This window comes from Limnoraphis robusta BA-68 BA1, from assembly GCF_034932365.1.
In the GTDB taxonomy this organism is placed as follows: domain Bacteria; phylum Cyanobacteriota; class Cyanobacteriia; order Cyanobacteriales; family Microcoleaceae; genus Capilliphycus; species Capilliphycus robustus.
The window spans coordinates 83,703-100,457 of the sequence record NZ_JAYGHR010000003.1 but is presented as its reverse complement, the minus strand read 5'-3'; the positions used below and the strand labels follow the sequence as shown (position 1 = coordinate 100,457).

General features: G+C 42.4%; 8 protein-coding genes. 4 read left to right on the top strand and 4 right to left on the bottom strand.

All coding sequences use genetic code 11. The annotated features are described in order from the left end of the window. The first annotated feature begins 117 nt into the window (after positions 1–117). Positions 118–3,540 (top strand): DUF1574 family protein, encoded by a 3,423-nt coding sequence (locus tag VB836_RS02675; RefSeq protein ID WP_323217875.1) that lies wholly within the window; start codon positions 118–120, stop codon positions 3,538–3,540. Next, positions 3,476–6,439 (top strand): zinc-dependent metalloprotease, encoded by a 2,964-nt coding sequence (locus VB836_RS02670; protein ID WP_323217874.1) that lies wholly within the window; start codon positions 3,476–3,478, stop codon positions 6,437–6,439. Before VB836_RS02675 ends, VB836_RS02670 begins: the two co-directional genes overlap by 65 nt. A gap of 259 nt (positions 6,440–6,698) precedes the next feature. On the opposite strand, the gene VB836_RS02665 is transcribed toward VB836_RS02670, so the two are convergent. Next, on the bottom strand, positions 6,699–8,063 hold the full coding sequence (locus VB836_RS02665) for an ATP-binding protein (RefSeq protein ID WP_323217873.1): 1,365 nt from the start codon (positions 8,061–8,063) through the stop codon (positions 6,699–6,701). 455 nt (positions 8,064–8,518) lie between these two features. On the opposite strand from VB836_RS02665, the gene VB836_RS02660 reads away from it, so the two are divergent. Next, entirely contained in the window at positions 8,519–10,627 is a 2,109-nt protein-coding gene (locus tag VB836_RS02660; protein WP_323217872.1) for a metallophosphoesterase, read from the top strand. A 185-nt stretch (positions 10,628–10,812) separates the two neighbouring features. On the opposite strand, the gene VB836_RS02655 is transcribed toward VB836_RS02660, so the two are convergent. After that, positions 10,813–11,238: an HNH endonuclease gene (locus VB836_RS02655; protein ID WP_323217871.1), complete on the bottom strand. Its 426-nt coding sequence runs from the start codon at positions 11,236–11,238 to the stop codon at positions 10,813–10,815. Next, a complete protein-coding gene (locus tag VB836_RS02650) occupies positions 11,235–11,594 on the bottom strand; it encodes a hypothetical protein (RefSeq protein WP_323217870.1) in 360 nt (119 codons plus the stop codon). The genes VB836_RS02655 and VB836_RS02650 overlap by 4 nt, the downstream gene beginning before the upstream one ends. Before the next feature lie 662 nt (positions 11,595–12,256). Between VB836_RS02650 and VB836_RS02645 the strand changes: the two genes are divergently transcribed. After that, complete coding sequence (locus VB836_RS02645; protein WP_323217869.1) at positions 12,257–13,330, top strand: acyl-CoA dehydrogenase family protein; 1,074 nt, start codon at positions 12,257–12,259, stop codon at positions 13,328–13,330. A 107-nt stretch (positions 13,331–13,437) separates the two neighbouring features. Here the strand turns inward: VB836_RS02645 and VB836_RS02640 are convergent, their stop codons facing one another. Further along, positions 13,438–16,506, bottom strand: coding sequence for a CHAT domain-containing tetratricopeptide repeat protein (locus VB836_RS02640; protein ID WP_323217868.1), 3,069 nt, complete (start codon positions 16,504–16,506; stop codon positions 13,438–13,440). Between the last annotated feature and the right edge of the window lie 249 nt (positions 16,507–16,755).

Sequence of the window (16,755 nt, the reverse complement as noted above, 5' to 3'; positions counted from 1 at the left end):
AGAGCTGCACTGCCAAACCCGAATTGAGAATGCAATTGAGATCTACAACTCTCACCTGTAGCAGGGTATCATCTAAAGAAAAAATCGTGGGTTGAGTTTAATACAATTGGGAGCGTCTTGGCGAAAGATTGGTCAACACTAACACAATGGACAGAAAAAGCAATCGGACTGTCAGAGGTTCGGGTGCAAGTTCGTTTGCGGGGCAATCACCTCCATGTCTTGTGTGAAGCCTCACCCTGTCCGAGCGAAAAAATAGCGGTGTCTCAGTTTTCGGCAGCACTGGCACAAACCAACCTGGAGAAGTTACTCCCTGCTGATGCCCCAACCGTTTACAAGGTGTTTCTCTGTGGGCGTCTACCCGAGGCTAAACGCCCGGAGTGGACGGTAAAACTGGAATATAATCCTCAAAAGGTGACAGAGGAGGCGCAAGAGGCTTCCCAAGCTTCGGCGATTGGGCGAAAATCAGTCTTGGAAACACTGAGCGGAATTTTCACTCATCGTAGCCCGAATAATCATGCTGTTGAATCGATAGAAGCAACCGAACTTGCAACAGAAACCGAACCCGAGTCAGTCTTCGAGGAAAACTCAAAACCCAACGAACTCCAAGAGTTCGAGACGGTTTTCCCAACGCCTACCCCCCCAGAAACAACCGTTGCAGAACCCCATCAATCACCGCGTCAGATTAGTGATTCTCCCCCCTTGGGCAGCAACGGTAAACGAAAAACTTCGACAATCCCCTCAGACTTGCTCACCTCAAGCCAGGATAGCTCAGAACATCACTCTTTTAGCTCAACTGTACCCAACTCAAGAGCAACTGCAACCCAAACAAAACCCAGTGAAATAGAAACGCCTAGCGCTCCCCTCACGGTTTCGACTGAAACCCTAGCCCGTCGGGGTCATCCCGATGCGATCGCCAGTTATCTCAGTGAAATTCTCGGCAGTTTGGGAGTCAGCGTCAAAGTCAGCGTTAAAGAAATCTCCAAAAAACGCCGTCCCTCTCCCCCAACAGAATCCCTCAACCCACCCTTAACGCGACGGTTGTGGGTGCGCTGTGAGTCGGCTTATAGTCCTGATCCCTCCCTGTTGGCTGAACCGATCGCCCAACGCTTGCGACAATTGCAGCTTGAAAACTTTAGAGATGCTTGTATTTTGCTGCAAGTTCAGGGAGAACCCACGCCCGACTGGATGCTGCGAATTGATCTCACCCCGCCGTTACAAATCCTCAAAAATTGGGCGCGTTGGGGTTCTGAGGCGGCGATCGCTCGTCTCCTCAATCAAAAATTAGAGGCGTTAAATGTCAAAGTTCGCGCCACTCTCAAAGAATCTACTCTGCATCTATTTTGTGAAACTCTAACTGCCGAAAACCTTCCCGCCGAAAAATCCAGTAAACGCCCTGCCCCCAAACAAAAGGTGATGGCAGCGATCGCCCCCATCCTAGAAACCCTTGCCCCTCAAGGCATTCTGGCTGCAACGGTTTATGGCGTTGAGGGTCAAAACCCCAAAAACCAGCCCGACTCTCCGGCTTGGATTGATTGGCTAAATCTCCCAGCGAGTCAATATCCTGATTTACAACCCCATCCTCTGACTTTAGCTCAACAGGGAAACCTCGAAGCCCTGACCTTTCTCCTCAATCAACTCGTTAATCGAGATCTTGATAGTAAATTAGCCACAGGCGGAGTCAGCGTTATGCTGCTTCGCAAAGGAAAACTGCTTCATGTGATGAGTGAAGCCCCCACTTGTCCGTCTCAGTCGAAAGTTGCCCTGCCTCTAGCGCAATTTCTCCGTAGCCATCCGATTGATCAGATTGCCGGAGTGCGAATTTATGGCCGTCGGGCGGGTCAAAAGCATCCCCTGTGGCGTTATGGAGTGGCGTTGTCGCAGCGCATTCTAACCCACGATGAACAAGTCAATGCTTTTTCTGAAGCTGAGAGTGAAGACTTAATCCCTCAAGCCGATGGACTGGTGTTTCGACCCGATCTCGTCTCTGATGAACTAGAGGCTAATGAGTCTGTACTTCAAAGAAGCGATCCGCTTTTCTTTTTGTTGATGAGGCTACAACAGAGCTTACTCGGCACTGGACTGTTTACGACTCGTGTTGGCGCTCTCGTCCCCGTTGATGCCTCGGAAACGCCTCGATACTCAAAAACGGCGTTAGCGTTGGTTTGGGGTGCTTTAGGCTGCTTAGTCGCCGTTCAAATCGACTGGGCGGTGGGTGAATTTTTGGAAAATAACCCGCAGTTTGATGGGGCGACTGAAGAAGTTTATTTGCCCTCTACCCCGGCGGAAACTCTCTCAACGTCTCAGGAGGTTTCTGCTGTACAACTGGCTTCTCCGTCTTCATCTGCCGAGGAGGATGGGGTTTTCAATCGCTCGGAATTTATTTCCAAATCTGACAAGGGTTCGACTCAACTAAATGCTTGTCAAGCGGTTTCGGATCAGGAGTCTTGTCAACGGTCTCAACTGCTGTATGCTTCGTTTAATAGTCCTCAACTCGATGAACAACTGGCTCGTTATCAAGATTTCATCGCTCGAGAAAAACGCCCGCCTGATATTTTGATTGTGGGGAGTTCACGGGCGTTGCGGGGGATTGATCCGGAAGTCTTAGAACAAGCGCTACTCAAGCAAGGTTATCCCCAACTCAAGGTGTTTAATTTCGGGGTAAATGGGGCGACGGCTCAGGTGGTAGAGTTGTTAGTGCGACGCATTTTACCGGACGAACAACTGCCGAAGTTAGTGATTGTCGCCGATGGTGTGCGGGCGCTCAATAGTGGTCGTAGCGATCGCACTTACGAAGCGTTGGCGGCGTCACCCGGATATCAACAAATTGCTCAAGGAACGTTTAGAATTCCGACTCGACAACTCAATTCTTCTTCGGATTTCCAGCAAACGCTGTTGAGTTTACGGGAGTTGAGTCAAAATCCCTCGACGGTAGTTAAACAAGTGCAGCAATGGTTTGATCAACAATTGAGCGAGATTTCGGCTTCCTATGCTCAACGAGATCGACTGAAGCGGTTTTTGCTGTTCGTGGTGAATAATAGAACTCTCAGCCAACAACCCCAAGCGCTTCCAGATGTTCCCGATGCAGAAGATTATTCGATGAATGAGACTCCCCAGCTTGGAAAGAATGGCTTTCTTCCCCTATCTATTCGGTTTGACCCCAAAACTTATTATCAGAAGTATTCTCAAGTCTCGGGTTACTACGATAGCGACTATCAAGGCTTTGAACTCAATGGTGTTCAAACGAACGCTTTGAAAAAGTTAGTGGAATATGTGCAGTCTCAGCAAGTCGAGATTGTTTTTGTGAATATGCCTCTGACTCAAGATTATCTTGACTCTGTTCGCATGGCTTATGAACAAAAGTTTCAAGAACATATGCAGCAAATGGAGAGCGAAACGGGGCTGATTTTTATTGATTTGGGTTTGGAGTGGTTGCAAACCTATGAATATTACTCTGATCCGAGCCACTTAAACCAATATGGCGCGGCGGCGGTTGCTGAACGACTGGCTGAAAAGCAACAAATTCCCTGGCCGAGTCGTTGAGAGTTGGGACGTTAAGCGATCGCGAGTTAGAATTGTCAATATCAATCAAGGCCAAAATGTTATAGAGCTGTGCTTTTACATGAGTGCCTTTTGCTATACCTTGAATGTGTCCTCATCTATTTTGGGATTTCTCAACTCCCGGAAAACTACCCTCAACCACCACTCAATTCAAGTCTTAGGAATGACAAAAGTTAAGCTATTTTTCGCTCTGTTTAGCTTGTCGATCTTGCTAACCTTACTTCTATCAGGACTACCGATTAATGCCATACACGCCACCAATGAACCCCCGTCCTGGCTGCTTGCTCAGGAACAAGCCAATGAGCAACCCTTCGAGCAAGCTGTTCAAAATAGTCAAAAAATCGAAGGATTATTGACCCTTTATCACCATCAAAAAACTGGCAAAGTATATTTAGAACTGACGCCCGAACAATTTAATAAAAATTACCTGTGTTTTATCAGCTTAGATTCAGGAATTGGTCAAGCGGGAATCTTTCGGGGATTGAATTTAAATGAGTTTGTATTTCAGTGGCGGCGTCAGAATAATAAAGTGCAGCTTGTGGTTCCCAATATTAATTTTAGAACCCAACCGAATGATCCACAAAGCCGTTCTGTTAATCGTTCGGTGAGTGATTCTGTTCTGTATTCCCTGCCGATTATTAGCATTCATCCCGAACGGAAAAGCATTTTGATTGATTTGAGTAGTGTTCTCACGAGCGAGCGCGATCTTTCCAATCTGGCTAATTCCTTCTCAAGTTTTCTCAGTTCTAACTACAGTATTGATCCGGAAAAATCCTATATCAATCAAGTTCAAGCCTTTCCTTTAAATATTGAGATAGAGTCAGTATTTGGCTTTTCAGAAAATCCCGGAAGTATGCGGAGAGGTCTATCTTCGCTTCCTGATAGCCGATCCTTTAACCTGAATGTTCGTTATAGTTTTCTGGAAGTTCCCAGCGAAGAAAGTTATCAACCGCGTCTGGCTGATGAACGAGTCGGATATTTTACGAGCATCTACAAAGATATTTCTAACTCGAGTCATCGCTCTTCTATTGTGCGTTATATTAATCGCTGGAATTTACAAAAAAGTGATCCGAATGCGGCGATTTCTACTCCGGTTAAACCGATTGTTTTTTGGATTGAAAATACAGTTCCCTTTGAATATCGGGAGGCGATTCGTCAGGGGGTATTAATGTGGAATACAGCTTTTGAAAAAGCGGGATTTAAAGATGCAATTCAAGTTGAACAAATGCCCGATGATGCAGATTGGGACCCCGCAGATGTTCGTTACAATACGATTCGTTGGTCTACTTCGTTTCAACCGGGGTTCAGTGGATACGGCCCTTCTCATGTTAATCCTTTAACTGGACAAATCTTAGATGCAGATATTATGGTTGAAAGTAATGCTGTTGCTAAGTTTTATGAGGGAATTAGCGTTTTGATTGATCAGAATCAAGAAAATAATGCTACGCAGATGAATCAGAATCCTTGTAATTTGGGAAGGGCATCTCTAGCAAGGCTAACTGCCGCTTCACACTCAAATGTATCCCCGGATTTTTCTTCAGAACATTTATGTTTTGGCTTTGAGTCAAACCGTCAGTTAGCGGTTGGTGCAATGGCGATGTCATTGTTGAATGGTGTGAATGAAAATAGTTCCGAAATCAAAGACTATGTTCAGCAATATTTGAGCTTTCTTGTCGCCCATGAAGTTGGTCATACATTAGGACTCAGACACAATTTTCAGGGTAGCACGTTACTTGCACCTGAACAGTTGCATGATACAAATATTACGCACAGTTTGGGATTAGTTGGCTCAGTGATGGATTATGTTCCGGTTAATTTGGCTCCCAAAGGAGAAACTCAAGGCGATTATTTTCCGATGATGATTGGTCCCTATGATCAATGGGCAATTGAATATGGTTACACAGCCATTACAGGAAATAGTCTCTACGCCCAAGGAGAAGCCCTAGAAGATATTGCTCAACGAGCGGGTGAACCGGAACTGGCTTTTGCAACCGATGAAGACTATTGGGGGGTATTTCTTGATCCGGCTGCAAATGTGTTTGATTTGAGTAATAATATGCTGCAATATTCACAGTGGCAACTCGATAATGCGATCGCGATGTGGAAGGGTTTAGAAAGCCATTCTCCTACTGCGGGTGAGGGATATGATCAAGTTCGTCGGATGTTTGAAACGGTCTTTGGTTACTATCAAAATAATGCCGAAAATATGGTTCTTTATATTGGCGGGCAATCTTTTAATCGCAGCCGTGTTGGTGATGAAAATGGCCGATTACCCTTTGAACCAATTCCGGTTAATAAACAGCGTGAAGCGTTAACACTATTGCAGAAATATATCTTTTCTGAAGATGCGTTTCAGTTTTCGCCTCGTTTACTCAATCAATTAGCGCCTTCTCGTTGGCAAGACTGGGGGAATCCTGATGTTAATTCGACCTTAGAATATCGAATTGGTGATCGCATTTTGCGGTTACAAAAATCGATTTTAGAAGAAATTCTAGCCCCGACTCGTTTGGTGCGGTTACGAGATTTAGAACTGAAAAATGCCTCGCAAAATACGCTAACAATGCCCGAATTATTTGAGGTGTTGCAAAATAGTATTTGGACTGAAGTATTCCAATCGGAAAAAGACATTAAAATTTCAGGAATTAGGCGTTCATTACAACGGGAATACTTGAATTTATTGACTCAAATTGTACTGCGAGAGGTAAATGTTCCTGAAGATGCGTTGACCTTGGCTTGGTATCAGTTGAAGCAGTTACAAGCCGTTTTAGATCGGACGTTAGAAAAGCATAATAATCGCATGGATGCTTACACGTTGGCGCATTTGGAGTTAACCCGCGATCGCATTGGTAAAACGTTAGGGGCGCAGTTACAAACGAATTAAATACTCAAAACTAGAGTAGTTCTAGAAAATACTCTAAATTCAAACTCAAGCTGTCTTCAGTAGGTTCAAGATATAACTCAATGACCTCTCCCCAACCCCTCTCCAATCCCCCCTTAATCCCCCCTTAAAAAGCGGGGTAAGGCGAGGGACTTAAATCTCTTTAAAACTCAATGAAAAATTAAGGTTTTATAGCCTCTCTCCTACCAGGGGAGAGGTTTGGAGAGGGGTTTTTTCTATTAGAAGCGCAGTTACAAACGAATTAACTTGTGAAATAATTAACGATCAAGGGATGTAGAGAAAAAAGAGCCGATGTTGTATATATGAGCGATCGCGCTTTGAGAAATTCTAACGTTCCTAACAGAGTATTTCCTGAGATCGAGGGGGCGAGATGCGATCGTAACTCGGAAAAAGAAAGGGGTGCATTCTGAGTTGCCAGAACTTTGATGATTTGTTGTGCGGGTACGGATAAAGCGCTCAACTGTTCGTTTAATAGCTCACCAATATTTTCATAAATTAGGGTATTATTGCTGAAAAAATTGGTGAGACTGCTATCAAAAAAATGCTGAATAGTTGTGGCAAAAATGGCAAGAATCAAAGGATTACCATCGTAATAGTCAACCAGGCGCTTCCATTCATCATCAGTTCCTTGAAATTTACCTTTAGCGTTTAACATCTGTTGAATATCTGCAACCTGTAAACCCTGCACACATAAAGAATGAACTCCTAAATTTTCACCAATAAACGGTTGAATTTCTGTCGGTTCGACCCGACTCGTTAGTATTACACAGCTTTGATGTTTTGCCTGTGCTAAGTATTTGAGGAGTTGACTGTAGGCTTCATCGTCAGAATCATTTATCGAAGCGATTTGTGGGGTATGATTTGGCAGAACAGATTCAACGTTATCCAAAATCAATAAACAGCGTTTACGCCTCAAAATATCCATCAATTCCCGTATCTTAGCGTTGATATATTCTGGAATAGTCGGGTGAGACTCGCCCGTGAGATGGTTAATCAAATCATCGATAAAGTAGCTAAAAGGTAAGGGAGAATGCGATCGCGATATCGGTTGAAGACTCCGCCAAACCACAACCTTGAATTCCGGTTGTATTTGTTCTGCTAACTTGGTCGCCAACCAGGTTTTACCGATGCCAACTATGCCGAAAAGCGTGATTAAACGACAGCGATCTTCTAGAACCCATTGCTGCAAAGTTTCCAATTCTGTCCGGCGACCACAGAACATTGAAACATCGGGCGCTAAACCCCAACTCAACAGATTATTTTGAGGAAGGGATGCTGTGACTAACGCTCCGTTATCGGGGGTGGAGGGGACGAGTATAGTTGTTTCTTTATGTCCTCTAGGAGACATATAATCATCCGGTTCAAAAGTTAGGTTAAAACCGTTAAAATAGCGCACCAAAGTTTTTAAATCAACCCCCTTTTTTCGGTCATGAACCTTGCTGAGAGTGTGGGTTGATAGTCCGGTTTGTTCGCTGAGAACTTCCAAGGTGCAGGATTTGGTGAAATCGTTCCAAAGGTCGGTTTGGGACTGTGCGGTTCGGAGTTTTTGAAATCCTTGCTGAGTTAGAATGGCAACTTTTCTGTGTCGTTGTTTGAAGGTAGGCATGGCGTAGATGTGTGAAGGAAGATAAACAAAAAGTAGATTAATTATTCAAGAAAGTTTGAGACTTTACAGGGAAGGTTTGTATACATAATTGTATAAAATGTATACTAAATAGATTGATTTTAATCGTTCTTAAACAGTAGAGAGACCCTTCAGAAAAAATTGATACTTTACACGGAATAAATAGATTCGGGTCAATAGGTCTTAGGCAGTAGATAGACCCTAGAAGAAAGTTTGATACTTTACACATCCAATTTAACGAATGTTATAGGATTGTCAAGGAGGGCGATTGGCTTAGAAGTCTTGTGGATAGGGTGTTAGAGGTATTTTTGTAAAGTTAGAAGTAAAGTTTCCTGCTTAAGTTCGCAAACTTCAATTGATCAAGCAGGTTTGAGTGTGTTGAATTAATATAGCGATCGGAGAAACACAGCTTATAATCCCGAACAGGAGAAAAAGACATGGCAATAGCAGTATTAAGTGATATTCACATTGGTACTAACAAGCCAACTGTATGGTATCAGAAGGAGTACCATGAACCTTATCTGAAGGCTATTTTTGATGAGATAATAAACGGGAAACATTGGGCTGAGAAGATTACAGAACTCGTTCTTTTAGGGGATATCGTTGATTTATGGACTTATCCTGCTGAGGATATCCCCCCTAGCTTTGATGAGATAATGAGGGCGAATCCTGCTATTTTTGGCCCCGATGGAAGCCTAAGTCAGGTTTTAACTACTCTTAAGGGTAAGGTAACGTATGTTCGTGGTAATCACGATATGACTATCACGCAAGCTGATTTGGACAAGATTGGTAATCCAAATTACAAAATTAAACTATGCCCAGATGATATTTACATTCCTCATGGTAGTAAAACTCTTTTTACTCACGGGCATATTTTTACAATGTTTAATGCCCCTTATACCAACAATAATCCAATTGCACCATTACCGCTTGGACATTTCGTTACTCGTGCCATTGCTACATGGCGAGCTAAACAGATTCATGATGGAGTAATTCCGAATGTGACCAATGTTGCACAGTTGAAAGATTCAGGTGCGCCGGATGGAATGTCGGTACTCATCCCTAGAAGTATCATAGAAGACTTGATCAAACATGGCGACCCTTCCATAGCACGTATCCTTTTAGAGGCAGTGCAGAAGAAAACTAACATTGATGACCAACAAATAGTCAGGGTTTCGTCCAATTTAAGTCTGACGTTTGCACAAGCCAAGGAAATATATCAAAATTTGTTTACCGAATGGCAAATAGGAGAAGGCGGAGGTGAAGATGGCTTACTTGTTGCAGGTAAGGGGGTGTTCGCTGATTACGATGGTAGTTATATGGGATGGTTTGCACAGAGGCTCGCCTTACAAGAGGGGGTAAATTGTGTTGTAACGGGACATACTCATAAAGCTTTAGAAGGACTCTCAGATTCTTGCATTAAATACCTTAATGCTGGATTCAACTGTCCTTATATTCCCATTAGTTATCAGCGCGATCACCACCCGACTTTTATAGCAGTGTCTCCTGATGGTTCTGGTGGAGTTGTGCATGTAGTTCAATCACCGGAAGGAGATGGATTTATTTTCGATTCGAGTCATCCCGATACTACCTATGTTGTAGATAAAGTGGATGATTCACCGTTATCGGGAGGCAACTTCTCCTGTTATGTGCAGATTGACAATCGGAATATTGAGTCTCAAGGGGATCTAGTTCGAGAAAGTTATGGAGTAACTAAGAGTACATTTCCACCGGGACAAGATTGTGGACATTATATTAATCTGCCTCCTAAAATCATCAAAGTTGGTGAATGGGAACGATTTTGGATTCAAGACTATCCGGGACTTCATGGTGCAGAAGGTTGGGTAATATATAAGGACAAGAATGGAGTCTCAATCAAGTTTACCTATGGTTGTCCAACAGGGAGTTATGATAATTACGCCAGTTCCTCCAGTGAAGGAGGTGCTTATTTCCGGGTATTTACTAAGGTAGGAAGCACAAATGAAGAATGGCAAGAGATGGTAGTGCAAAAAAGTCATCCATTACATATAAGTTTTGTAAGGGCAAAACCACTATATGCTGGATATGGACATGGAAACCGTGTGATCAATGTTAGTGATCGTGTTCAAGATTTATGGAAAAATGGCGTAAGAAAGTTTAACGCAAATAGTGGCATTTATACAGATCCTTGTCCTGGAAAAATCAAGGCACTTTTCATTGTATGGAAGGAAAATGGGAAAATGTTTTCTGGAATCAGCATAGACTGGGATAACACATGGTTTGAATTGCCGCCTAGACCGAAAGTTGAAAAAGAAATGCCCGTGAGCAATGGGGTGATATATGCTGGATATGGTCATGGAACGTCAGTGACTGATGTAACGAATAAAGTTTTAGAACAATGGAAAGATGGAGTAAGAAAGTTTAACGCAAATAGTCGCACTTATGGAGATCCTTGTCCTGGGATAAAAAAGGCACTTTTCATTATTTGGAGTGTCAATGGGAAAATGTTTTCTGGAACCAGCATAGACTGGGATAACACATGGTTTGAATTGTCAGGGTTGGAATAGCTCGCTTGCCTTCCCTGCCCCGTCCCGCCCCAGCCAGTTACCATCCTGTTGGCAGGGGTGGAGAAATATCAAAGCAAATCTTGTAGGTTGGGTTGAGGCAAGGAAACCCAACATGATCTTTTCCCTTTTTCTATAAATGTGTTGGGTTGCACTGCGTTTAACCCAACCTACTTTTTATGGTAAAGTTAGAATTCTGGAACATTCAAAATATTTGCTTGTGACAGTAACTTCCGTTCCTCTACTCGCTCCGGACGATTTATCTGTAATAATCTTACCGTCACTCGTCCAATCGCACTCAACGGGATAATTTCGCCTTTTTCTAATTTAAAATGCTCCCGCCAGCGATCGCGATGAGGATGATACAACCTCACAATTTCCCCATTCATGGGATCGATTGAAGCCAGATCGCTTCCTTTATATTTGTTGCAGATTGTACAAGCCAACGCCAAATTATTTTCGTTCGTTTGTCCACCGTGCTTTTCCGCAATGATATGATCGATTTCATGGGGTACAAGAACAGAAATTTCTGGTATCAAACAATACTCACAAGCAAAATCAGCGCGATCGCAAACCAAGCGTCTGAGAGCAGCAGAAACATAAGCCTTGCTCATTCTTTAGCTTCCTTAAGTTTCAGCAATGCTTTTGCCTTAGCCACCCGCACCAAATGTTCAATATATTCATATTGTTGCCATGAACGTTCCTCTTCAGGCGTCAACCCAACTGTTCTATTTTTTTCCAGCAAATTGTTGATATGTTGTTGTAATGCTTCCGACGGCTTCAACGCCAAAATTTCCTCTGGGGTGGGAAGATTTGCCAAGAATTCTAACACATCTGCTAATCCAGAAAATCCAGATTGAGCATCCGCACTCCATTCCCGCAAACCCAGTTCTAAAATTTGTGGTAACTGCTCTTGCAATGAACTTAACCGCATCGCCAATTCGTCGGGAATTTCGACTTTAATCTGCATGATCGAGCTTTGCAACACTTAAAGAGATTTGTGTTAATCGTAGCACTAATTTTGTCAACTGGGTTGAGGCAACGAAACCCAACATTATCTTTTCTTTGTTTATATGGATGTGTTGGGTTGCACTTCGTTTAACCCAACCTACTTTTTATTGCCTCTACCAATCGCGATCGCCAATTTTGTAGGTTGGGTTGAGGCAACGAAACCCAACATTATCTTCTCCCTTTTTCTATGGATTTGTTGGGTTGCACTTCGTTTAACCCAACCTACTTTTTATTCCCTCTACCAATCGCGATCGCCAATTTTGTAGCCAATTTTATAGGTTGGGTTGAGGCAAAGAAACCCAAGATTATTGTTTCCCTTTTTCTATGGATTTGTTGGGTTGCACTTCGTTTAACCCAACCTACTTTTTATTCTTAAAGAGATTTGTGTTAATCGTAGCGCCAATTTTATAGGTTTGGTTGAGGCAACGAAACCCAACATTATTGTTTCCCTTTTTCTATGGATGTGTTGGGTTGCACTTCGTTTAACCCAACCTACTTTATAGCAAAGTCTGAGGACGTTAGATCGAATCAATAATAAATTGAGATCGTGTTGTCTGGGCTTGCAATTTCGGGCGTTTTGCGTCACAACATAAAGAATAGCTGACTATCTTGGTGTTCAACGTGTCTGATTTTCTCCAACAAACCGAAGCCTACTTACAAACTTCCGTTGCTTCTATTGCCAATGAAATCGATACTTCTCCTGACTTACTTCAACAAGCTTTTCAAGGGTTAGGAAATTTGGGTGTGTTGGGTTTACGAGTTCCCCAACAGTGGGGCGGAAAACAAGTGAGTGCGGAAGATTTTGCTCAATTTCAAGAACTTATTGCCCGATATTCGGGGGCGTTAGCGTTTCTACAAACTCAACATCAAAGTGCAGCCGGAATGTTAATGCAGAGTTCAAATTCTGCACTTCAAGATGCTTATCTTCCTGACATGAGTTATGGAAAAATAACAGTTGGGGTAGGTTTTTCTCAGCTTAGACGGAGTGGGAAACCGACAATTATTGCTAAAGAAGTTTCGGGCGGATATGAACTAAATGGAAATGTTCCTTGGGTAACGGGATGGACTATTTTTCAAGAGTTTATTATCGCCGCAACTTTACCCGATGGACGGGCGGTTTTTGGTTTAGTTCCGTTAGAAAATCTAAACACTTCGCCGGGTGAAATTAAACTCAGTTCCCCGATGTCTCTCTGTGCGATGACGTCTACAAATACTGTTAGTGCGAGTTTAACGCAATGGTTTTTACCGTCTGAAAAAGTTGTTTCTATTAAACCTGCGGGTTGGATAACAGAAAATGATGATAAAAATGCTTTGAAAGCGAGTTTTTTTGCGCTCGGATGTGCGAGGGCGGGGCTGGATATTTTAGAAACAGCTTTTGATAAAAAAGGGTTTACTTTTATTCAGGAAACTGTTAATATATTAATGGAAGAACTCAATCAATGTCGGACAAAAATTCAGCAAGCACAAGAAAATCCTTCTCTGAGTTTGGCGGAAAAATATCAACTCAGGGCTTGGGCGATTAATTTAGCGGTTCGTTGCAGTCATGGGGCGGTTATTGCATCCAGTGGGGCGGCAAATTTAAGCCAACATCACGCCCAACGGGTTTATCGAGAAGCGTTGGTTTATAGTATTTCGGGTCAAACAAAAGGCTTAATGGAAGCGAGTTTAAATACTGTTATTCAGCCCAAATTTTAATCGAATTAAATAAAGTAGGGGCGGGTTCGACAAAATCTTTACTACTACTCAAAGATTGAGATAAACCCGCCCCGCCCCATAACAGAATTAATCAACTGGACATAATATTATTTCCAGTCGCCCTGAAGGGTAAACGCCGCCCAATAATAGGGAGAATTCCATTGTTGAGTTTGCCACATTTCCAGTTGTGCGGATCTTAATGCTGCCAGGGGAGATAACTTTTCTTGTAATAATTTTGTATAAAACTTTGACATTAAATCAGCAGTCGCCGCATCATCAACATACCACAAACTTGCCATGACTCTCGGTGTACCTGCATACATAAACCCTCGGGTTAAACTCACTAAACCTTCACCCCGAATATTAGCACCTAAAGCGGTTTGACAGGCGCTTAATACCACCAATTCTGCGGGTAAATTGAGGTTAAAAATATCATTGAGTCGCAAATAGCCATTTTTCCAATTTCCCCCTTCATCAACCAATGACATGACTAACCCCGATAACGCAGGATTTTCGGTATTTGCAAAGCCATGAGTTGCAAAATGAATAATTTGATAATTGGCTAATTGAGGGTTAATAGCCGCTTCTCGACTGGCTTGAAAATCAAACACTTGACTCCGTTCTTTTTCGGGAATTAATGATATAATAGTCTCAGCTTCTCGGCGAGTTCCCAGTAGTCGTTGCCAGTTTATTCCGACTTCAGACGCCGCCCGAGATAGTTGTTGAATTTCTACGGGTAAATTTTCGGGTTGAGAGGTTGATTGTTGTTTGAGGCGTTCATCGTCTAAACTAAAGACAGGATCGGCTAAAATTGCAATTGTTTTTGTAGCGGGTTGGCGGTTTTGGGTTTGTTGGCGAATAATAGCCAGCGTTGAAGCCGAGGGGAGATTGATAATTTCATGTTGCAAAATTAACGGTTGATAATTTTCTGGGGTTAACGTTAACGCCGAAAAGGGAACATATTGTAACGCCCCATCTGCCACAATTAAGAGGCGTTTTTTATCCAACTCCGTCGCTACGGGTTGCAGAATTAATTCACTTAAAACATTGGCGGTGTTGACAATGCGGTTGGCTCTTTCTTGGTAGGGAAGTGCTAGAATAAAATTACGAACTGCGGTTTCTATTTTGCTGCGTTCCGGGAGTTGATAACTGCTAATTTTACTTTTGCTAACCACCCAAACATAACTGCGTTCTTTTCCTAAAGCATATTGTAACAAAATTGTTTCTTCGTCGAGAATCTGTTGTTGAATTTGTTCTAAGGTGAGGGGTTGAGGTTGGGTTAGGGCGGCATAGTTGGGGTTACTGCTGCGAATTTTTTCAGTCAGTTGGCGATAATCTTGTAATAATTGATCGATCTGTTTTTGTACGGCTGATTTTTGGGCTTGACTGGCGTTACTGTTTGCGAGTTGTAGGCGTTGTTTTTCTAAACGGTTAAGCTGTATTTGTAGGGTTCTTTCTTGTTGTAACAGTTGGGGTTCTACGCCCTGACGAATATCGATATTCGCTTCTGTCAAAATTTCTAATAACGTTCTCGCCCGAGAGCGCTCGCTGGCGTGTAACGCTTTACCATCGTAACCTTGAGTCGGGTTTTGCTGATGGAATTGCATCAATAAATCAATATAAAACTGGTATAAATCTTGTATTGAGGCAAAATAAGAGGTTCTTAAGTCTGAACTGGCAATCTTTCCCCGTAATTCTTCAACAATTTTCAATGAGGCTTCAATATTCACCAAAGCTTCTGTCAAATTACCCTGCTTTTGTTGGGCGGTTGCTAAGTTATAAAGTGTCGCCGCTTCCCCGCTAACATCCCCTACTTCCCGCCTTAATAATAAAGCTTGATTGTAATAGTTTATCGCTTTCGGGCTGTCTCCGAGATCGTCGTAAACTTCACCGATATTTGTCAGTGTGGTTGCTTCTCCCGAACGGTTGCCTGTGGCTTGAAATAACGGCAAGGCTTTGTTATAATATTCTAAGGCTTTTTGGTGTTGGTTTTGATTGTCGTACAGGGTGCCAATATTGTTGAGAATTCCCGCTTCTCCGTTGCGGTTTCCCATTTCAACTAACAGGGGTAACGCTTGATGATAATAGTCGAGGGCGGTTTCGGTTTCTCCCAACCCATCATAAGCTAAACCCAGATTATTTAACGCTGTCGCTTCGGTTAACCGATGACTGACTTCTCTAGCAATTACTAAGGCTTGATTGTAATAGTTTATCGCAGTTTGGCGATCGCCTAAAGAGTCATACAAAAAACCGAGATTACTGAAAATAATCGCTTCTCCCTGACGGTTTCCAGTGGTTTTTAAAATCTCTAGGGCTTGATTAAAATAATCTAGGGCTTTTTGTTTTTCTCCCCAAGCGTCATAGATTTTTGCAATATTATTAATCAGAGTCACTTCCCCATTGCGATCGCCCAATGGTTTAATTAAAGATAGGGCTTGATTATAATAATCTATCGCTTTTTGTCTGTCGCCCAAATTATCATAAACGCTGCCAATATTATTAAGTGTGGTGGCGAGGGCGACTTGATTTTCTGAAGTTTTTAAGATAGATAAAGCTTGATTAAGAGAAGTTAAGGCTTGTTCAAATTCTCCCAAATTATTGTAAACTAAACCCAGATTGTTGAGGGTTGTCGCAACTCCGACTGTATCTTGAAGTTGCTGTCTAAGTGTTAAAGCTTGAGTATAATACTCTAAAGCCTTTTGTTGTTCTCCCAAAACATCATAAACCGAACCAATATTATTCAGCGTGGTTGCTTTAATATAAAGAACATCATCGCTAGGAGACGTTAAACTCAGAGGTTCAAGTACAGTTAACGCTTGATGGTAATAGTCTAGCGCTTTTGATTGATTTCCTAATGCAAAGTCAATGCGCCCGATCGCTAATAAGGTGTTAGCTTCCCATAGCGGTTCATTAAGATTTTGCCATAAAATCAATGCCGCTTCTAACTTTTCTAGCGCTTGTTGAAAGTCGGAAGCGCTTCCCTGTCGAAAAAGCTGTAAAGCTTCTTTGTAGAGACTTTCCGCCTGGGTGTATGAGTTGTTTGTCGGAGTTTGGGCGAAGGTTTCTCTGACTGAAAAATGAGCAGTCAACAACAAACATAAACTCAGCAGTAATCCTAACGGTCTAGGAGTTGACATCGCCAATCGGATTTTACCACATCTTACTTTTGCGATCATCTATGACCAATCACTGTTCAAAATTCCCCCTTGAGATTTTATTGCAAATAAGTTGCAATTTGAAAGTGGTTTTCGGGGCGATCTTACATCTCTTTTGAGTTTAATACATATTTTTAATTTTTTGTCAAGTTAATTTTTGTTATCTAATCCTTAGAGTAATCACTCACAAAATGTCAAGTTTTGTTAAGAAAAATTTAGATTTTCTTGTCGAATTATGTCAGTTCCGGCGAAAAAGGGTTTCAAGTTAAC